This window comes from Streptomyces sp. STAM6 (assembly GCF_054963715.1).
Map to the genome: position 1 here is coordinate 58,043 of NZ_JBUEFZ010000013.1, position 17,733 is coordinate 75,775.

Sequence of the window (17,733 nt, forward strand, 5' to 3'; positions counted from 1 at the left end):
GCCCCGTACGAAGGCCCCGGACGCATCCGTCCGGGGCCTCTTGCCGCAACAGCCCCCACGCCCCCTATACTTACGCTCCGTAACCCCCTCGCTGCTCACGGTGGGAGGCCCATGCAGATCTCCATCACGGTGCGGGACGGTCGCGGCCCCACCGCGCCTTCCGGACCTGCTGCCCCCACCGCGCCCACCGGGCCCGAAGCCCGGCCGGCCGTCGAACCGTCCGCGCCCGGACGCTGACGGCCGCTCCCGTGACCACACCGCGTCGCACCGGTGACCTCACGGGCCCCGCGGCACGCGCGGTGGTCGTCGGCACCAGCCGCCACACCGGCGCATCCGGACTCCCCGGGCTGCCCAGTGTCGAGGCCACCGCCCAGGACCTCGCCCGCGCGCTCCACGAGGTCTGCGGCATGGACCCGTCGCACATCGCCCTGATCGTCGACCCCGCGGACGACGGCGTCGTACTGGAAGCCGTCGAGGAGGCCGTGGCCCGGGCCCGCGGCCTGGTGCTCTTCGTGTACATCGGGCACGGTCTGCTCGGTCCCCAGGACCAGCTGTACCTCGCCACCGGGGCCAGCACCTCGACCGGCGTCGCCCGCTCCGTCTCCTACCGGTCCGTCAAGGACACGCTCAGCGACAGCGGTGGCCGCACCGCCGTCATCCTGGACTGCTGCTTCTCGGGCCGCGCCGACGTCGCCTCCCGGACCCCCGTCCGCGACCCGTTCGTCTCCGCCAGGCCCGACGGCAGCTTCCTGCTGACCTCCGCGTCCAACTTCGCGGTCTCCTTCGCCCCGGAGGGCGAGCGGCACACCCTCTTCACCGGGAAGCTGATCAACCTGCTCCACCGAGGCGACCCGGCCGCACCGGCATGGCTGACCCTGGACGCGGCGTACGCGCACCTGGACCGTCAGTTCCAGCACGGGCCGGTCCGCCCGCACCGGAGGAGCGAGGACCGCGCCGGCGAACTCGTCCTGGCCGCCAACCGCGCCTATCCCACGGCCGCCGCGCCCCGGGACGACCTCCCCGCTCATCCGGCCGACGACAGCACCTGCCCGTACCCCGGCATGGAGCCGTTCCGGACCGAGGACCACGCACGGTTCTTCGGCCGCGAAGCCCTCGTCCGTGAACTGCTGACCGCGGTGACGCAGCGCGCCGAGCGCCCACCGATCGTCCTCGTCGGCGCCTCGGGCACAGGAAAGTCATCCATCCTCCGGGCAGGGCTGCTGGCCGGACTGGAACGCCGGTACGAGCAGGATCCCGCCACGCCCTGGCCCGCGCTCCTCCTCACCTCTCCGGGCCCGCACCCCCTGCGAGCCCTCGCGGCGCTCTGGGCGGAGGCGTCCGGCATGCCACGCGCCGAGGCCGAACGGCAACTCGCCGACGGCAGACTGCCGGACGGCGGCTGCAGGCTGCTGATCGTCGACCAGTTCGAGGAGATCTTCACCAGCTGCCAGGACCCCGAGGAGCGCGCCCGCTTCGTCCGGGCACTGTGCGCGGAACCCGGCGAGGACGGCACTCGTGTCGTACTCGGCCTGCGCGCCGACCACTACGGCAGCTGCCTCGCACACCCCGAACTCGTCCGGGCCCTCGACACAGGGCTGCTCAACGTGCCGCCCATGGACGAGACCGGCCTGCGCGCGGCGATCGAACGCCCCGCGCACGACGCCGGACTGCGACTGGAGGACCGGCTCGCCGACGTGCTGCTGCGAGACACCAGGGAAGGCGGTGGTCGCGACCTCGGCTCCGCGCTGCCCTTCCTCGCCCACGCGCTCCGCGAGACCTGGGTCCGTCGCCGAGGTGCGGTACTGACCCTCGCCGGATACGCCGCCACCGGCGGGATCTGGGAATCCGTGGCCCACACGGCGGAGACCATCCACGAGGAGCTCACCGAACCCGGCCGACAGACGCTCCGGGAACTCCTGCTGAACCTGGTCGGCCTCGCCGGCATCGGTGACGAACCGGTACGCCGCCGAGTCGCACTCGACGAACTGCAAGGCGGCCGGACCGAAAGCCGACGGCAGCGCACCGGCCTCGTCCTCGACCGGCTGGCACGCGCCCGCCTGGTCACCGTCGACCGCGACAGCGCCCAGATCTCCCACGAGGCGCTGCTGCGCGCCTGGCCCCGACTGCGCCGCTGGATCGACGAGGACCGGGCGGCACTGGTCATGCGCCGACAGCTCGCCGAGGCCGCCGACGCCTGGCAGAGAGCCGAACGGAACGACGAGTACTGCTATCGCGGCAGCCGGCTGGCCGCCGTCCTCGACTGGCTGCGCAAGGAACGGCACGCGCAGCTGCTCCGCCCCCTCGACCGTGCCTTCATCGACGCGAGTCGTGCCGTGGAGAGCGCGGAACGGGAACGGGAGCGGCTCCGCGCCCACCAACTGGAGCAGTTGCTCGCACAGGAGCGGCGTCAGACGCGCCGGCTCCGGCAGTTGGCGGGGGCACTCGCGGGGGTCCTGTGCCTGGCGCTGATCGCCGCGGGGATCGCCGTCCAGCAGCGTTCGAACGCCAGGGCCAGCAGCGAAACCGCGCTGAACCGCCAACTCCAGGCGGCGGCCCGCTCGAACATCGCCACGGACCCGAAGTCGGCGCTGCTGCTCGCCGTTGCCGCGTACAGGGACGACCCCACGCCGCAGAGCCGGGCGACCCTGATGGACGTCCTCTCCGGGACCCAGTACACCGGCTCCATCGAGGGCAGCGACACCGTCGACGGACTGGCCTACAGCGACGACGGCCGGACGCTCGTCGTGGGCGACGAGGACGGCACCGCCGCGTTGTGGGACGTCTCCGGCGCCGACCAGCCACGCAAGCGGGCCGACGCCGCCGCCGAGCAGTCCCTCCTGCCGGGTGATCCCGCGCTCTGGATCGGTGACGGCCGGTCCCTCCTCCTCGCCGGCGGCGGCGTGCCCTACCGCGTCGGCCGGTTCGCCCTCGGTGGCCGGGCCCCGGCATCGCTGGGCCGCCCTCTCATCCCGGCGGCCAGGCTGATGGAACAGGCGGAGTTCAGCCCGGACGGGCGGATGCTGGCCACCTCCGCCGACAAGACCACCCTGTGGTCGGTGGATCCGGGGCGCGGCGCCGTCCGCGCACGGGCGACCCTGCCCCAGCGGCAGAGCAACGTCAGGGCCATCGCCTTCTCGCCGCGAGCCGACCTACTCACTCTGGGCTGGCAGGACGGGACGGTGGAGCTGTGGGACATCAGCGCCCCGGGCCGCCCCCGGGCCCTCGGCGCACTGGACGGGACGGGCGGCGCGCCGCGAGCCGCCGTCTTCAGCGAGGACGGACGCACCCTGGCCGTCTCCTCCAGCGACGCTCAGGTCCGGCTGTGGGACGTCTCCAGGCCGGCCGCCGCCCGCCGCACCGCGGTGATCAGTGGACACGGCGGATCCACCGAAGCGCTCGCGTTCAGCCGCGACGGCCGCCGGCTGGCGATCGGCAGCACGGACCACGGCGCGACGCTGTGGGACGTCTCCGGTGGAGTGCCCGTCCGTTCGGCCGTCTTCACCGGACACGACACCACCGTCTCGGCCCTGGCCTTCTCGCCCGACGGCCGCACCCTCGCCAGCGGCGACACCGACGGCTCCGTCTTCTTCTGGTCGCTCACGGACCGCCTGACGCCCACACTCGCCGCCCGGCCCGTCGCGCCGGCCATCCCGCCGTACGACCGCCAGCTGCAACTGGTCACGCCGTACGCCTTCTCCCCCGACGGCCGGCTCCTCGCCGTGGCCACGACGGAACGCGAGCTGAGCCTGATCCCGCTGACCGGCCCCTCCGCGGGACGGGCGGCGGCAGTCGTCGGTGTCGAGGCGCCCGCCCGTCTCAGGGGCGGACGGCAGGTGTTCTCGGCGGACGGCAGCCGCCTCGCCGTCGAGGGGCCGAGCGGCACGGTGGCCGTCTGGAACGTGGCCGACCCCGCCCGGCCCGCCCTGGCGTTCCGGCAGCGGCTCGCCACCTCGGGCACCGGCGTCGACATGGCGTTCTCGCCAAGGGGTGATCTGCTCGCGGTCGGCGCCGACCACAAGGCGACCCTGTGGAACATCGCCCGCCCCGGGGGCCCCGAGCGACTCGGCGTCGTCGAGACCCGGACCGACCGCCCGAGCGTTCTGTTCGATCCCCGGGCGCGGACTCTCGTGGTCAACAGCACGCTGTACGACATCACCGATCGAAGGGCCCCCGAGCGGCTGCCGGACCTGCCCGATCCCGATGACAAGAGCATCACCCTGACGGCCCTGCCCGTGACGTTCTCGCCGGACGGCCGGACCCTGGTGTTCTCGGGGCTCGACGGAGGCCTCCTCTTCGACGTCGCCGACCGGAAGCACCCCCGCTTCCTGAGCAGACTCGACAACGGCATCGATCTGGGGCGCTACTCGTTCAGCAAGGACGGACGGCTGCTCGCGGGCAACGGCCCCGGAGCCCAGGTCCTCCTCTGGGACCTGACCGACCGGGCGGCACCGCACGAACTCGCCGCGATCACCCTGGACGACGAGGTGGAGGACCTCGCGGTCTCGCCGGACGCCACCGTCCTGACCACGTACGACGAATCGGACATCGCGAGCCACTGGCGCATCGCCGCGCTGGGCACGACCCTGCGCGATCCCGTCTCCCGCGCCTGCCGCATCGCCGGGGCGAACCCGACGGTAGCGCAGTGGAGGGCCATCGCCCCGGGCGTGCCCTGGCGGCGCGTCTGCCCCGGCCTTCCTCCCGCGCCGTCGCGCTGACGAGGAGGGCCGGACATGCACGTGTCCCGGACCTGAGCGGTCCGGGACACGGTCTGCCGGAGCCCCCTGTCGGGTTCGAACCGACGACCCCCGCTTTACAAGAGCGGTGCTCTGGCCAGCTGAGCTAAGGAGGCACTGCGGACGAGTGTAACCGGACACCGCCGCCTCCCGGTCGAAAATTTCCCGGTCCGGGAACTGCTGACATATCGCCCGCCGCCAGGTAGCGTCACGGGAAGTTCACTCACGTGGACTAGACCGATTCCATTCCTTTACTCGGATCGTCCGGCACGTTCCTGCCGGTGAAGGGACCGCATCACCATGGCTTCTGTCACCTTTGACAAGGCGACCCGGATCTACCCGGGCGGCACCAAGCCCGCCGTCGACCAGCTCGAGATCGAGATCGCGGACGGCGAATTCCTCGTTCTCGTCGGCCCGTCCGGCTGCGGAAAGTCGACCTCCCTGCGCATGCTCGCCGGCCTGGAGGACGTCAACGGCGGTGCCATCCGTATCGGTGACCGCGACGTCACGCACCTGCCGCCGAAGGACCGGGACATCGCCATGGTGTTCCAGAACTACGCGCTGTACCCGCACATGACCGTCGCCGACAACATGGGCTTCGCCCTCAAGATCGCCGGCGTGAACAAGGCGGAGATCCGCAAGAAGGTCGAGGAGGCCGCGAAGATCCTCGACCTCACCGAGTACCTCGACCGCAAGCCCAAGGCGCTCTCCGGCGGTCAGCGCCAGCGCGTCGCCATGGGCCGGGCCATCGTGCGTGAACCGCAGGTGTTCCTCATGGACGAGCCGCTGTCGAACCTGGACGCCAAGCTGCGCGTGTCGACGCGTACGCAGATCGCCTCGCTCCAGCGGCGCCTCGGGATCACGACGGTGTACGTCACGCACGACCAGGTCGAGGCCCTCACCATGGGTGACCGGGTCGCGGTCCTCAAGGACGGTCTGCTGCAGCAGGTGGACAGCCCGCGCAACATGTACGACCGCCCGGCGAACCTCTTCGTCGCCGGCTTCATCGGCTCCCCGGCCATGAACCTGGTCGAGGTTCCGATCACCGACGGTGGTGTGAGGTTCGGCAACAGCGTCGTCCCGGTGTCGCGCGAGGCGCTGGCGGCCGCCGCCAACCGTGGTGACACGACCGTCACGGTCGGTGTCCGCCCCGAGCACTTCGACGTCTCCGGATCCGAGAGCCACGCGGGTCTGCCCGTGTCCGTCAATGTCGTCGAGGAGCTCGGCGCCGACGGGTACGTCTACGGTTCCGCGCGCGTGGGCGGGGAGGACAAGGACCTGGTCGTCCGCGTCGGCGGCCGGTCGATCCCGGCGAAGGGTTCCACGCTGCACGTCGTCCCGCGTCCGGACGAGATCCACGTGTTCTCGACCTCGACGGGCGAGCGCCTCAGCGACTGACGCACCCGACGGCGAGAGCCGTCAACGCGCCTGGACGGCCCCGCACTTCGGTGCGGGGCCGTCCGCGTGCGCGGCGGGCCCAGTGATCATGGATGTCGACAAATACCCCGGCGTAACGGGCAATTCGGACCCTGTTCGTCAACGGTCAATTCGAAAAGGAGCATCGAACCATCCCCCGGAGGGGTGACTAAATGTCTCCAAATCATCACTGACCGCTACGCTCACCTCGTGACCCACACAGCACGCCGCATCGGCCGCACTCTCGCTCTCGTCCTGCCCGTCGTCCTGGTGCTCTCCGGAACTCTCGCGGTCACCAGTGTCCCGTGGGCGGGCAGCTCCGGGACGCAGATGCTCACCGCGTCCTCGGAGAACGTCTCCGTCCGGGCCAAGTCGCGCGCCCCGCAGGATATTCTGCGCGACCGCCTGCTCGCAGAGCTTCAGGAGAAGAACCCGGGCGTCGCCCTGACGGGCCTCCAGAAGACCGTCGAGGAGAACCCCTCGCTCGCCAAGTACTGCATGTCGATCGCGCGCGATCTGGGACGCGCCGCGGTCAAGAAGTACGGCCCCGCGCAGGCCCAGTCCTACTCCCGTCCCGTCTGCGACACCTCCTTCGCCTCCGGTGTCGCGCACGAGAGCTGAGCGGCGCTGATCGCATCGCTCCCTGCCGGGGTGCGCCTATCGTGCCGGTATGCACACCTCTCCGACGCAGGCCGTGGTCCTGGCGGGCGGCCAGGGCTCGCGACTGCGCCCGTACACCGATGACCGCCCCAAGCCGATGGTCGAGATCCCGGGAACCGGGACCCCGATCATCGGCCATCAGCTTTCCTGGCTGGCCGCGGAGGGGGTCACGGACGCCGTCGTCTCCTGCGGCCATCTCGCCCAGGTCCTGACCGACTGGCTGGCGACCGCCGAACTGCCGTTGCGCATCACGACCGTTGTCGAGGACGAGCCGCTGGGCCGGGGTGGCGGGCTGAAGTACGCCGCCACGCATCTGCCGGCCCCGGACGAGCCGTGGTACGCGACCAATGGCGACATCTGGACACGCTTCTCGCTGCGTGAGATGGCCGCGTTCCACACCGAGCGGGACGCCACCGCCACGCTGGCGCTGGCCCGTCCCCGTATCCCCTGGGGCGCCGTGGAGACGGACGCCTTCGGTCACATCACCGACTTCATCGAGTCGCCGCCGTCGCCGTATCTGATCAACGCCGGCGTGTACGTCTTCTCCCCGGCCTTCACGGCGCTTCTGCCGGACGTGGGCGACCACGAGCGCACCACGTTCCCCCGTCTCGCCCGTGAGCGGCGGCTGGCGGGCTTCCCGCTGCCGCAGGGGGCGTACTGGAGGGCCATCGACACGGCGAAGGACCTCAAGGAGGCCGCCAAGGAGCTGGCGGCGCGATCCGGCGCCGCATAGGCCCCCGCTCGCCGCGGAAGGCCCCGCTCGCCCATAGGCCCCCACTCGCCGCGGAAGGCCCCGCTCGCCCATAGGCCCCCACTCGCCGCGGAAGGCCCCGCTCGCCCATAGGCCCCCGCTCGCCGTGGAAGGCCCCGCTCAGGCCCTGTGCGGCGGGCCTCGACGGCACTGCGAAAGGGCGGTCACCGTCGATACGGTGACCGCCCTTTCCGGTGGGGGGTGGTGGGGGAAGGCGTCAGCCGAGGAGGCCGCCGATCGGGTTGCGGTTGCCGCCGGAGGAACTGCCGCCGTCGTCGGAGCCGCCGCCACCGCCGTCGTTGTCGCTGCCGCCGCTGTCGGAGCCGCCGTTGCCACCGCTGGACGACGGGCCGGAGCTGCTGGACGGCGGGTCCATGGGCCGGGACTCCTGCGGCGCCTCCTGGCCGGTGCCCTGGGAGGCGGTCGGCCGCTGCTCCTCCACCCGGCCGGTCTCGCGGACGGTCTCCTCGGGGGTGGACTCGTCGGCGGACGGGCGGGTCTCCGTGGAGGCGGACGGCGTGGGCCGCTCGGACGTCTCGCGGGAGGACGGGGAGCGCTCGCCCGGCTCCTGCGGCAGGGGCTGGCCGGGCAGGTGGTTGGTCGGGTCGTCGTTCGGGCCGGGCACGGTGACCATCTCGGTGGAGCGGACGGCGCCACCGAGGACCGAGCCGATGAGCAGGGTGAGACCGACGACGACGGTGGCGACGAGTGCGCCCCGGCGCAGTACGCGGCGGCGCAGGTCCCAGAGGGCCGAGCGGGGGCCGAGCTTGCGCCAGGCCTCGCCGGCGAGGCGGCCGTCGATGGAGTAGACGGGTGCGCCGGCGATGATCAGCGGGGACCAGGCGGCGAGGTAGATGATGTCGGGCGCGTCGTAGACGGGGACGGTGCGCCAGGTGACGGTCAGGATCAGCGCGGCGGACAGCAGGGCACCGAAGACGGCGGCGACGCGCTGCCAGAGCCCGAGGACGGTCAGGACGCCGACGACGACCTGGGCGAAGGCGACGGTGAGGCCGGCGCCCACGGGGTGGGCGAGGGCGAAGTCGCGCAGGGGTTCGGCGGCGGGCCAGGGGTGGAGCGAGGTGAGCCACTTGACCATGGAGCCGCGTTCGCCGCCGTCGAAGTAGACGGGGTCGCAGAGTTTGCCCATGCCGGCGTAGATGGAGATGAAGCCGAGGAACACGCGCAGGGGCAGGAGGACGACGCCGAGGTTCATGCGCCGTCCGGGGTAGTAGGCGTGCCGGTGGGCGGGGCCGGTGTAGGCGCCGTCGGCGTATCCGCCGCGCTCCTCGGTCCCGTCGTCGTCGGGGCCGTCGGGGCCGTCGAGGTCGAGGGCGCCGGTGTGGGCGGCGGTGGGCTCGGCCTGTTCGTCGTAGGCGCTCATGGCCCGGCGCATGGGCGGGAGCAGTGGCGGGGCGTCGGGGCCGCGCTGGTGGCCGACGACGGGGTTCGGCATGGTGTCGTCGGTGAGGCCGACGCGCGGGATGACCTGCGTGGCGCCGGCGTCGAGCGAGGGGGCGAAGGCCGGGTCGAGGGTGTCGACCGCGGCGGAGTCGCGGACGGCCTGGAGCAGCCCGGTGGCTCCGGGGTCGCCGGGGGCCGACTTCCCGCTCCAGACGACGGGCCGTCGCCGGGCCGGCTGCCCGGCTCCGCTCATCGCGGGGACGCGGGTGGTCTCGGCGGAGAAGCGGGGCTTCTGGGTGGGTGCGAGCTGTACGCGGAAGCTGGCGTGGTTCACGATGACCTGCGCGGGATCGCAATCCACCTTGACCATGGTCAGCGCGGGCTGATCGTCGAATCCGGGCCGGGGCGTTCTGGTGTCCACACTCATCTAACCGAGTGACGCGGGTTTAGGACACTGCCTTGACGGCGGGGAAATGTCCGAGACCCGTCAAGATCACGACGGGTCCCGGAATGCCCCGGTGGGGGCGGTTGTGTCAGGCCCGGCGGCGGGCCGCCTCGTAGAGCACGACGCCCGCGGCGACACCCGCGTTGAGGGACTCGGCGCCGCCCGGCATCGGGATGCGGACGAGGAAGTCGCAGGTCTCGCCGACCAGCCGGGACAGGCCCTTGCCCTCGCTGCCGACGACGATGACGACGGGGCCGCCGAGCGCTTCGAGGTCGCCGACCTCGGCGTCGCCGTCCGCGGCGAGGCCGACGACGGTGATGCCGGCCTTCTGGTACGCCTCCAGGGCGCGGGTGAGGTTGGTGGCGCGGGCGACCGGAGTACGGGCCGCGGTGCCGGCGGAGGTCTTCCAGGCTCCGGCGGTCATGCCGGCGGCGCGGCGCTCGGGGACGACGACGCCGTGGCCGCCGAAGGCGGACACGGACCGGACGACGGCGCCGAGGTTGCGCGGGTCGGTGACGCCGTCGAGGGCGACGATGAGCGGGTCCTCGCCGTCGTCGAAGGCGGCCGCGGCCAGGTCCTCCGGGTGGGCGTACTCGTACGGCGGGACCTGGAGGACGAGCCCCTGGTGGTTCAGGCCCCCCGTCATGCGGTCGAGCTCGACGCGCGGGGCCTCCATGAGGTTGATGCCGCCGCGCTCCGCCGCGAGCTGGAGCGCCTCGCGGACCCGCTCGTCGTTGTCGATGAACTGCTGGACGTAGAGCGTGGAGGCGGGCACGCCGTCGCGCAGTGCTTCGAAGACGGGGTTGCGGCCGACGACCATCTCGGAGGTGCCCTTGCCGCCGCGACGGGCGACGGGGCGGCGCTGGGCCTGCTTGGCCTTGGCGTTGGCGACGCGGTTCTTCACATGGCCCTTGCGGGCGGACGCGGGCGGCGTCGGGCCCTTGCCTTCGAGGCCGCGACGCCGCTTGCCACCGCTGCCGACCGTCGCGCCCTTCTTGTTGGACGTGCGGCGGTTCCTGCGCTGGCTGTTCCCGGCCATGACCTACCTACTTCGTGGATCCTGTGGTGCGTACGTATATATGAAGTGTGCCGCGCCGGGCGCTCAGCGCGCGCCGAGCGTCCACCGCGGGCCCTCGGGGCTGTCCTCGATGGTGAGCCCGGACCGGCCCAACTGGTCGCGGATCGCGTCCGCGGTCGCCCAGTCCTTGCGGGCCCGTGCGGCCTCCCGCTGGTCGAGGACCATGCGTACGAGGGTGTCGACGACGCCGTGGAGGTCCTCGCCGCGGTCGGACTCGCCGGCCCAGCTCGGGTCGAGCGGGTCCAGGCCCAGTACGCCGAGCATGGCGCGGACCTCGGCGAGCCGGGCCACGGCGGCGTCCTTGTCGTCGGCGGCCAGCGCGCTGTTGCCCTGACGGACGGTGGTGTGGACGATCGCGAGCGCCTGCGGGACGCCCAGGTCGTCGTCCATCGCCTCGGCGAAGGACGGCGGCACCTCGGCCGCGGGCTCGACGGGGCCGGCCTTCTCGACGACCCGCTGGACGAAGCCCTCGATGCGCGCGAACGCGGACTCCGCCTCGCGCAGGGCCTCCTCGCTGTACTCGATCATCGACCGGTAGTGCGGGGTGCCCAGGTAGTAGCGCAGGACGATCGGGCGCCACTGCTTGACCATCTCGCTGACGAGGACGGAGTTGCCGAGGGACTTCGACATCTTCTCGCCGCTCATGGTGACCCAGGCGTTGTGCACCCAGTACTGCGCGAAGTCGTCGCCGAAGGCCTTGGCCTGGGCGATCTCGTTCTCGTGGTGCGGGAAGATCAGGTCGAGTCCGCCGCCGTGGATGTCGAAGGCGGGGCCGAGGTACTTGTGCGCCATGGCCGAGCACTCCAGGTGCCAGCCGGGGCGGCCGCGGCCCCAGGGCGTCTCCCAGTCGGGCTCGCCGGGCTTGGTGGCCTTCCACATGGCGAAGTCGCGGGGGTCGCGCTTGCCGGAGACGCCTTCGTCGGGCTGGCGCAGGTCGTCGATGTCCTGGTTGGACAGCGCCAGGTACTCGGGGAAGGAGCGGACGTCGAAGTAGACGCTGCCGTCCGCCTCGTAGGCGTGGCCGCGCTCGATGAGGCCGCGCATCATCTCGACCATCTCGGTGACGTGGCCGGTGGCACGCGGCTCGTAGGTGGGCGGGAGGCAGCCGAGCGCGTCGTAGCCGTCGTTGAAGGCCCGCTCGTTGTCGTACCCGATAGACCACCAGGGGCGGCCCTGCTCGGCGGACTTGGCGATGATCTTGTCGTCGATGTCCGTGACGTTGCGGACGAACGTCACGTCGTAGCCGCGGTACTCGAACCAGCGGCGCATGATGTCGAAGTTCAGACCCGACCTGATGTGGCCGATGTGGGGTGCCGACTGCACGGTGGCGCCACACAGGTAGATCGAGACGGCGCCCGGCGTGAGCGGGGTGAAGTCGCGGATCTGCCGGGCGCTGGTGTCGTACAGCCGAATAGTCACCACTCCAGAGTAGTGGGCGCACGGCAGTGCCCCCGCCCGGTACGGGGCGGAGGCCCATTACTTTTCCGTGGCGCCGTGTGCCGTGGGTGACCGGCGTCAGGCCGTGCGGACGACGAGGACGTCAGGCCGTGCGGACGACGAGGGCGGTGGCGATCGCGGCCAGGCCCTCCGCGCGGCCGGTCAGCCCGAGCCCGTCGGTGGTGGTGCCCGAGACGGAGACCGGTGCGCCGGCCGCCGCGCCGAGCGCCTTCTGCGCCTCGTCGCGCCGCTTGCCGACCTTCGGGCGTACGCCGATGACCTGGACGGCGATGTTGCCGATCTCGAAGCCCTCGGCCCGGACGATCCGGGCGGCCTCGGCGAGCAGCGTGACCCCGGACGCGCCCGACCACTCGGGGCGCGAGGTCCCGAAGTGGGCGCCCAGGTCGCCGATCCCCGCGGCGGAGAACAGCGCGTCGCAGGCGGCGTGGGCGGCGACGTCGCCGTCGGAGTGCCCGGCGAGCCCGTAGCCGTCGCTCTCGGCCTCGTCCCACAGCAGGCCCGCGCACCACAGTTCGCGGCCCTTCTCGAAGGCGTGGACGTCGGTGCCGATGCCGACGCTGGGGATGCGCAGCGGCTCAGAAGCCATCGTTGGCCCTCCTGCGGGCGAGAACGGCCTCGGCCAGGACGAGGTCGAGGGGACGGGTCACCTTGAACGCCTCCTCGTGGCCGGGGACCACGACGACCGGCTCGCCGAGCTGCTCGACCATGCTCGCGTCGTCGGTGACGTTGTCGGTGACGGTCTTGTGCGCCCTGACGAGCGTGTCGCGGTCGAAGCCCTGCGGGGTCTGCACGGCGCGCAGCCGGGACCGCTCGGGCGTGGCGACGACCGGCTCCGGTTCGCCCTGCTCGCGCGGTTCGACCTGCTTGACGGTGTCGGCGAGGGGCAGCGCGGGGACGACGGCGACGGCTCCGTCGCGTACGGCCTCGATGACCGCGTCCACCGTGTCGACGGGCACGAGCGGCCGGGCCGCGTCATGGACGAGGACGGTGGTGATACCGGCCGGCAGCGCGTCCAGTCCGAACCGGACGGACTCCTGACGGGACTCGCCGCCGGGCACGACCAGATAGTCGGTCCTCTCCGGCAGGGCGTGGGTGTCCAGGAGGTTCTTGACCTCCGCGGCGCCGTCCGGCGGGGCGACCACGACGACGAGCGACACCGCACGGGAGGCGGCCATCGCGCGCACGGCGTGGATCAGCATGGGCGTGCCGTTCAGCGCGCGGAGCGCCTTGGGGGTACCCGGGCCGAGGCGGACGCCCCGTCCGGCCGCGGGGATCACCGCGGCGGTGCGGCCGGCGGGGGCGGGGGTGGCTCCCACTCCGAAGGCCGTGGGCGAAGAGGGCGCGGGGGGCGCTTCGTCAGACATCGGTTGCACTCCGGCAGGTTTGTTTCCTCGGCCGACATGGGTATGGCCTCTGCGGGCACCCCCGGCCGAAGGTTGGGGGAGTGCCGCGCGACGCCTGACCGGACCCTTCCGTGACGCACCGGTCGAGCGAGCCGCGTCGGCCGCCCGGGCCCGGCACATCGGGAGTGCGGGCACTGAGGGGGTGCGTGGGGGATGCGTATCCGAACATGCCGCAGCGCCCGGCGACGAAGCTGTGTGTCACAGCATGTCAGCGGGCACCGCGGCAGTGGTTCACCTCAGGACGCGAGGACCTCGTCGAGGAGGGCCTCGGCCTTGTCCTCGTTGGTGTTCTCGGCGAGCGCGAGCTCGCTCACGAGGATCTGGCGCGCCTTCGCGAGCATGCGCTTCTCACCGGCGGAGAGACCGCGCTCCCGCTCGCGACGCCACAGGTCGCGCACCACTTCGGCGACCTTGATGACATCGCCGGAGGCGAGCTTCTCGAGATTTGCCTTGTAGCGACGGGACCAGTTCGTCGGCTCCTCGGCGTACGGTGCGCGCAGCACCTCGAAGACCCGGTCCAGTCCATCCTGACCGACCACATCGCGCACGCCGACGAACTCCGCGTTGTCCGCTGGCACACGAACCGTCAAGTCGCCCTGGGCGACCTTGAGCACCAAGTAGGTCTTGTCCACGCCTTTGATCTGACGAGTTTCGATGGCCTCGATCAGCGCGGCCCCGTGATGGGGATAGACCACGGTGTCGCCAACCTTGAACGTCATGTGACAGGTACCCCTTCCGTGGCTATCCAGGGTAACACGGATACGGCTTCTTCTGAATGGCGTTTTCGCAGGTCAGGGCATATCTCGGGGCTTGACAACAGCGACAGGAACGTGCTGCGGAGGCCTTACGGAAGCGGGTATTCGCAGGTCGGAGCGGCTGTGCGGGCAGGCAGAAACGCGCACGTTACACGCACCTGGAGGGACACCGAGAAGGGTGAATGTCCCGGTTTGTCGGGTTCCAAGCGGTGAACTTCCCGTACTCCGTTCGGACGTCGTTCACTCGCTCGGACCCGGGCGCGCCACATTCCGGAATTGATCACCGGGGGCTTTTCCGTAAGGAATGCGTGGGCATCGTGGAATTGATCAAGGCGGTTATGTGAACGGCGATCGGCGTCCTGATCGAGCCGCGATCGGCGCCGCGGCCGACGCCGTGATCGGCCCCGTGATCGGCGCCGTCTGTTCGGGCGGCGTCCTGGGCACCGACGCACGCTGGGGCGGGTCGGGTGCGGGGCGGGGATGCGGGGTCGGTAACCTGAGCCCGCTGACTGATCCTTGGGCGTTCCCGAGAGTCCGCCGGGGATCGTCGCACCTTTCACAGACAGTGCCCGTCCCTCCGTCCGTACGTCCTAGGAGTTGCCGCCGCCGTGAGCCGCAGCCTTCGACGCGGCGCCCTCGCCGCCACCGCCATCGTGATCTCGATCGCTTCGCTCACCGCCTGCGGCGCGGGGAACGACGCGGAGACGCTCACGATCAGGCCGGACAACGCCGCCACCTCCGTCGGCGACATCCAGATCCAGAACGCCACGGTCATCACCCAGCCGAAGCTCGACGCGGTGGGTCCGGCGGTCGTCTCGGCGATGCTGTTCAACAACGGCTCGAAGGACCAGACGCTCGAGGCGATCGAGCTGCCCGGCACCGACGCCCCGGTCAAGCTCGCCCCGGCGAGCGGCTCCGGCCCGATCACCGTGCCGGCCGGCGGCTCGGTCCTCCTCGGCGGCAAGGGCAACGCGTCCGCCGTGATCGACCAGGGCCGGGAGGCGGCCAAGGACGGCAACGCCCAGGAAGTCGTCTTCAAGTTCAGCGAGACCGGCGACGTGAAGCTGAACGCGTTCGTCATCCCGGCGACCAGCTACTTCGCGGACTTCGGCCCGACCGAGGTGCCGAAGGCCCCGACCGAGCAGCCGAGCGGCTCGCCGACGGGCTCGCCCACCGGTTCCCCCTCGGGCTCGCCCACCGGCAGCCCCACGGGCACCCCGACCGGCGGTACCACCCCGGGCGCCCCGGCGGGCGGCCAGGCGTCGGACACCCCGTCGGACTCGGCCTCCGCGTCCCACGCGGGCCACTGAAGGCACGGAAGGGCGCCCCACCGGTGAGACCGGTGGGGCGCCCTTCCGCATGCGCGGCGCTCCGGCCGGCGGGCGTACGCCGGCCGGTGACCCACGGGCCCGAACCCACGGGCCCGAGGCGTACGGCCGGTGGCCCGTGGCGTACGGCCTCTGGCGGGTGGCCGGGGGCCTGTGACCCCCGCGGCCTATGGCGGGTGGTGGCCTACGGCTCGAACTTGTAGCCGAGACCGCGGACCGTGACCAGGTAGCGGGGCGCGCCGGGGTCGGGCTCGATCTTGGCGCGCAGGCGCTTCACATGGACGTCGAGGGTCTTGGTGTCGCCGACGTAGTCCGCGCCCCAGACCCGGTCGATCAGCTGCATACGGGTCAGCACCCGGCCCGCGTTCCGCAGCAGCATCTCCAGCAGGTCGAACTCCTTCAGCGGCAGGTCGACCTTGCCGCCCGCGACGGTGACGACGTGACGGTCCACGTCCATGCGGACGGGGCCGGCCTCCAGCGCCGCGGGGGCGACCTCCTCCGGCTCGCCGCGGCGGCGCAGCACCGCGCGGATGCGGGCGACGAGCTCTCGCGAGGAGAAGGGCTTGGTGACGTAGTCGTCGGCTCCTATCTCCAGGCCGACGACCTTGTCGATCTCGCTGTCCTTGGCGGTCACCATGATCACGGGGACGTTCGAGCGGCCGCGGAGCTGGCGGCAGACCTCCGTGCCGGGCAGGCCCGGCAGCATGAGGTCCAGCAGCACCAGGTCGGCACCGTTGCGCTCGAACTCGTCGAGCCCCTCGGGCCCGGTGGTCGCCACGGCGACCTCGAAGCCCTCCTTGCGGAGCATGTAGGACAGGGCGTCGCTGAAGGATTCCTCATCCTCGACGACAAGCACTCGGGTCACGGAAGGACCTCCGGGGCAGGGAGCGGATCGGTGTGGGTCTCGATGTCATGAGAGGTGGGACCGGCGGGCCGGTCCCGGGCGGCGCCCGCCTCGGGCAGCCGGAGGGTGAAGGTGGAGCCCTGACCCTCAGTGCTCCACACGGTGACCTCCCCGCCGTGCGAGGCGGCCACGTGTTTGACGATGGCGAGGCCCAGACCCGTACCTCCGGTGGCACGGGAGCGGGCGGGATCGACGCGGTAGAAGCGCTCGAAGATGCGCTCCTTGTCCTTGTCGGGGATGCCGATGCCCTGGTCGGTGACGGCGATCTCGATCAGTCCCCCTCGGCCTTCGGCCTGGGAGGTGCCCCCACCCCCGGGCGCGCTGACCCGCCGTGCGGCGATGCCGACGCGGGTGCGGGCCGGGGAGTAGTTCACGGCGTTCTCGACGAGGTTGCCCAGGGCGGCCGCGAGCTGCCCGCGGTGGCCCCATACGTGCAGGTCGGAGGTGACGCCGGCGGCCATGGTGATCTGCTTGGTGGAGGCGGTGTGCCTGGAGCGGTCGACGGCCTCGGCGACCAGCTCGTCCACAGGCACGGGCTCGGCGTCCTCCAGCGGGTCGTCGTTCTGGACCCGGGAGAGGTCGATGAGCTCCTGTACGAGGTTGGTGAGGCGGGTCGCCTCGATCTGCATCCGGCCGGCGAAGCGCTGCACCGCCTCCGGGTCGTCGGAGGCGTCCATCACGGCCTCGGAAAGCAGGGAGAGCGCGCCGACGGGGGTCTTGAGCTCATGACTGACGTTGGCGACGAAGTCGCGGCGCACGGCCTCGATGCGGCGGGCCTCGGTGAGGTCCTCGACGAGCAGCAGCACCAGGCGGGAGCCGAGGGGGGCGACCCGGGCGGAGACGGCGAGGGCCTCGCCCCGGCCACTGCCGCGGCGGGCCAGATCCAGTTCGACCTGGCGTATCTCGCCGTCGCGCCGGGTGTCGCGCGCCATGTGCAGCATCGGTTCGACGGCGAGTTCGCCGCCCCTGACCAGACCGAGCGCGTACGCGGCGGAGCTGGCCTTGACGACCGAGTCGCTCTCGTCGAGGACGACCGCGGAGGAGCGGAGCACGGACAGGACCGTGTCCACGCCCGGGGGCAGCACCGCGTCGGTGTGCAGGGAGGTGCGGGTGGGTCTCGCCTGGTCGCGCTCGCTCCAGCGGAACGCCAGCATGGCGATGACACCGGTCAGGAGACCGGCGATCGCTGCCGCTGCGGCGACCGCCGCGTTCACGTCCATGCATCCAGGTTATGCGGGGTCGAGGAGGGTCTCCCAGCCATCCGAGTGGCTCCTCGAACAGTCGTCGCTCAGAGTTCACCAAGGAGCAAGTGACGGTTCACTTGAGAGGGAGGCGCCCGACTTGTCAGGCCCGGAACGTGGGAGCGTGGGGGTCCGAGCCCCACCCGGACCGACCCGGACC

At 71.9% G+C, this 17,733-nt stretch carries 13 protein-coding genes and 1 tRNA gene; 5 read left to right on the top strand and 9 right to left on the bottom strand.

Features of this window, described 5'->3' with window-relative positions; translation table 11 throughout:
• Nucleotides 1-248 precede the first annotated feature (248 nt).
• Entirely contained in the window at nt 249-4,715 is a 4,467-nt protein-coding gene (locus ACY34K_RS17680) for a caspase, EACC1-associated type (protein ID WP_462748048.1), read from the top strand.
• Nucleotides 4,716-4,775: 60 nt separating this feature from the next.
• Here the strand turns inward: ACY34K_RS17680 and ACY34K_RS17685 are convergent.
• Nucleotides 4,776-4,849, bottom strand: a tRNA-Thr gene (locus ACY34K_RS17685).
• A gap of 184 nt (nt 4,850-5,033) precedes the next feature.
• Between ACY34K_RS17685 and ACY34K_RS17690 the strand changes: the two genes are divergently transcribed.
• From ACY34K_RS17690 to ACY34K_RS17700, 3 genes are all read left to right on the top strand, one after another.
• Nucleotides 5,034-6,131 carry an ABC transporter ATP-binding protein gene (locus ACY34K_RS17690; protein WP_462748050.1) on the top strand — a complete coding sequence of 366 codons (1,098 nt, stop codon included), beginning with the start codon at nt 5,034-5,036 and terminating at the stop codon, nt 6,129-6,131.
• Nucleotides 6,132-6,359: 228 nt separating this feature from the next.
• On the top strand, nt 6,360-6,770 hold the full coding sequence (locus ACY34K_RS17695; RefSeq protein ID WP_462748052.1) for a hypothetical protein: 411 nt from the start codon (nt 6,360-6,362) through the stop codon (nt 6,768-6,770).
• 49 nt (nt 6,771-6,819) lie between these two features.
• The gene (locus tag ACY34K_RS17700; protein WP_462748053.1) at nt 6,820-7,542 is read left to right on the top strand and encodes a nucleotidyltransferase family protein; all 723 of its coding nucleotides are present in this window, start codon (nt 6,820-6,822) and stop codon (nt 7,540-7,542) included.
• Nucleotides 7,543-7,777: 235 nt separating this feature from the next.
• Here the strand turns inward: ACY34K_RS17700 and ACY34K_RS17705 are convergent, their stop codons facing one another.
• The 6 genes from ACY34K_RS17705 to ACY34K_RS17730 all read right to left on the bottom strand — a co-directional run bounded on the left by ACY34K_RS17705 (nt 7,778) and on the right by ACY34K_RS17730 (nt 14,064).
• Nucleotides 7,778-9,388, bottom strand: coding sequence for a DoxX family protein (locus tag ACY34K_RS17705; RefSeq protein ID WP_462748055.1), 1,611 nt, complete (start codon nt 9,386-9,388; stop codon nt 7,778-7,780).
• 106 nt (nt 9,389-9,494) lie between these two features.
• Nucleotides 9,495-10,445: a 23S rRNA (guanosine(2251)-2'-O)-methyltransferase RlmB gene (gene rlmB, locus ACY34K_RS17710; protein WP_462748057.1), complete on the bottom strand. Its 951-nt coding sequence runs from the start codon at nt 10,443-10,445 to the stop codon at nt 9,495-9,497.
• Between the two features lie 63 nt (nt 10,446-10,508).
• A complete protein-coding gene (gene cysS / locus ACY34K_RS17715; RefSeq protein WP_462748059.1) occupies nt 10,509-11,903 on the bottom strand; it encodes a cysteine--tRNA ligase in 1,395 nt (464 codons plus the stop codon).
• A 121-nt stretch (nt 11,904-12,024) separates the two neighbouring features.
• Nucleotides 12,025-12,528: a 2-C-methyl-D-erythritol 2,4-cyclodiphosphate synthase gene (gene ispF, locus ACY34K_RS17720; protein ID WP_462748061.1), complete on the bottom strand. Its 504-nt coding sequence runs from the start codon at nt 12,526-12,528 to the stop codon at nt 12,025-12,027.
• The gene (gene ispD / locus ACY34K_RS17725; RefSeq protein WP_462748063.1) at nt 12,518-13,306 is read right to left on the bottom strand and encodes a 2-C-methyl-D-erythritol 4-phosphate cytidylyltransferase; all 789 of its coding nucleotides are present in this window, start codon (nt 13,304-13,306) and stop codon (nt 12,518-12,520) included. The genes ispF and ispD overlap by 11 nt, the downstream gene beginning before the upstream one ends.
• A gap of 275 nt (nt 13,307-13,581) precedes the next feature.
• The gene (locus tag ACY34K_RS17730) at nt 13,582-14,064 is read right to left on the bottom strand and encodes a CarD family transcriptional regulator (protein ID WP_003953493.1); all 483 of its coding nucleotides are present in this window, start codon (nt 14,062-14,064) and stop codon (nt 13,582-13,584) included.
• 644 nt (nt 14,065-14,708) lie between these two features.
• On the opposite strand from ACY34K_RS17730, the gene ACY34K_RS17735 reads away from it, so the two are divergent.
• Entirely contained in the window at nt 14,709-15,410 is a 702-nt protein-coding gene (locus ACY34K_RS17735; RefSeq protein WP_462748065.1) for a DUF461 domain-containing protein, read from the top strand.
• Nucleotides 15,411-15,612: 202 nt separating this feature from the next.
• On the opposite strand, the gene ACY34K_RS17740 is transcribed toward ACY34K_RS17735, so the two are convergent.
• Nucleotides 15,613-16,293 (bottom strand): response regulator transcription factor, encoded by a 681-nt coding sequence (locus tag ACY34K_RS17740; RefSeq protein WP_064067557.1) that lies wholly within the window; start codon nt 16,291-16,293, stop codon nt 15,613-15,615.
• Entirely contained in the window at nt 16,290-17,552 is a 1,263-nt protein-coding gene (locus ACY34K_RS17745) for a sensor histidine kinase (protein WP_462748068.1), read from the bottom strand. Before ACY34K_RS17745 ends, ACY34K_RS17740 begins: the two co-directional genes overlap by 4 nt.
• Between the last annotated feature and the right edge of the window lie 181 nt (nt 17,553-17,733).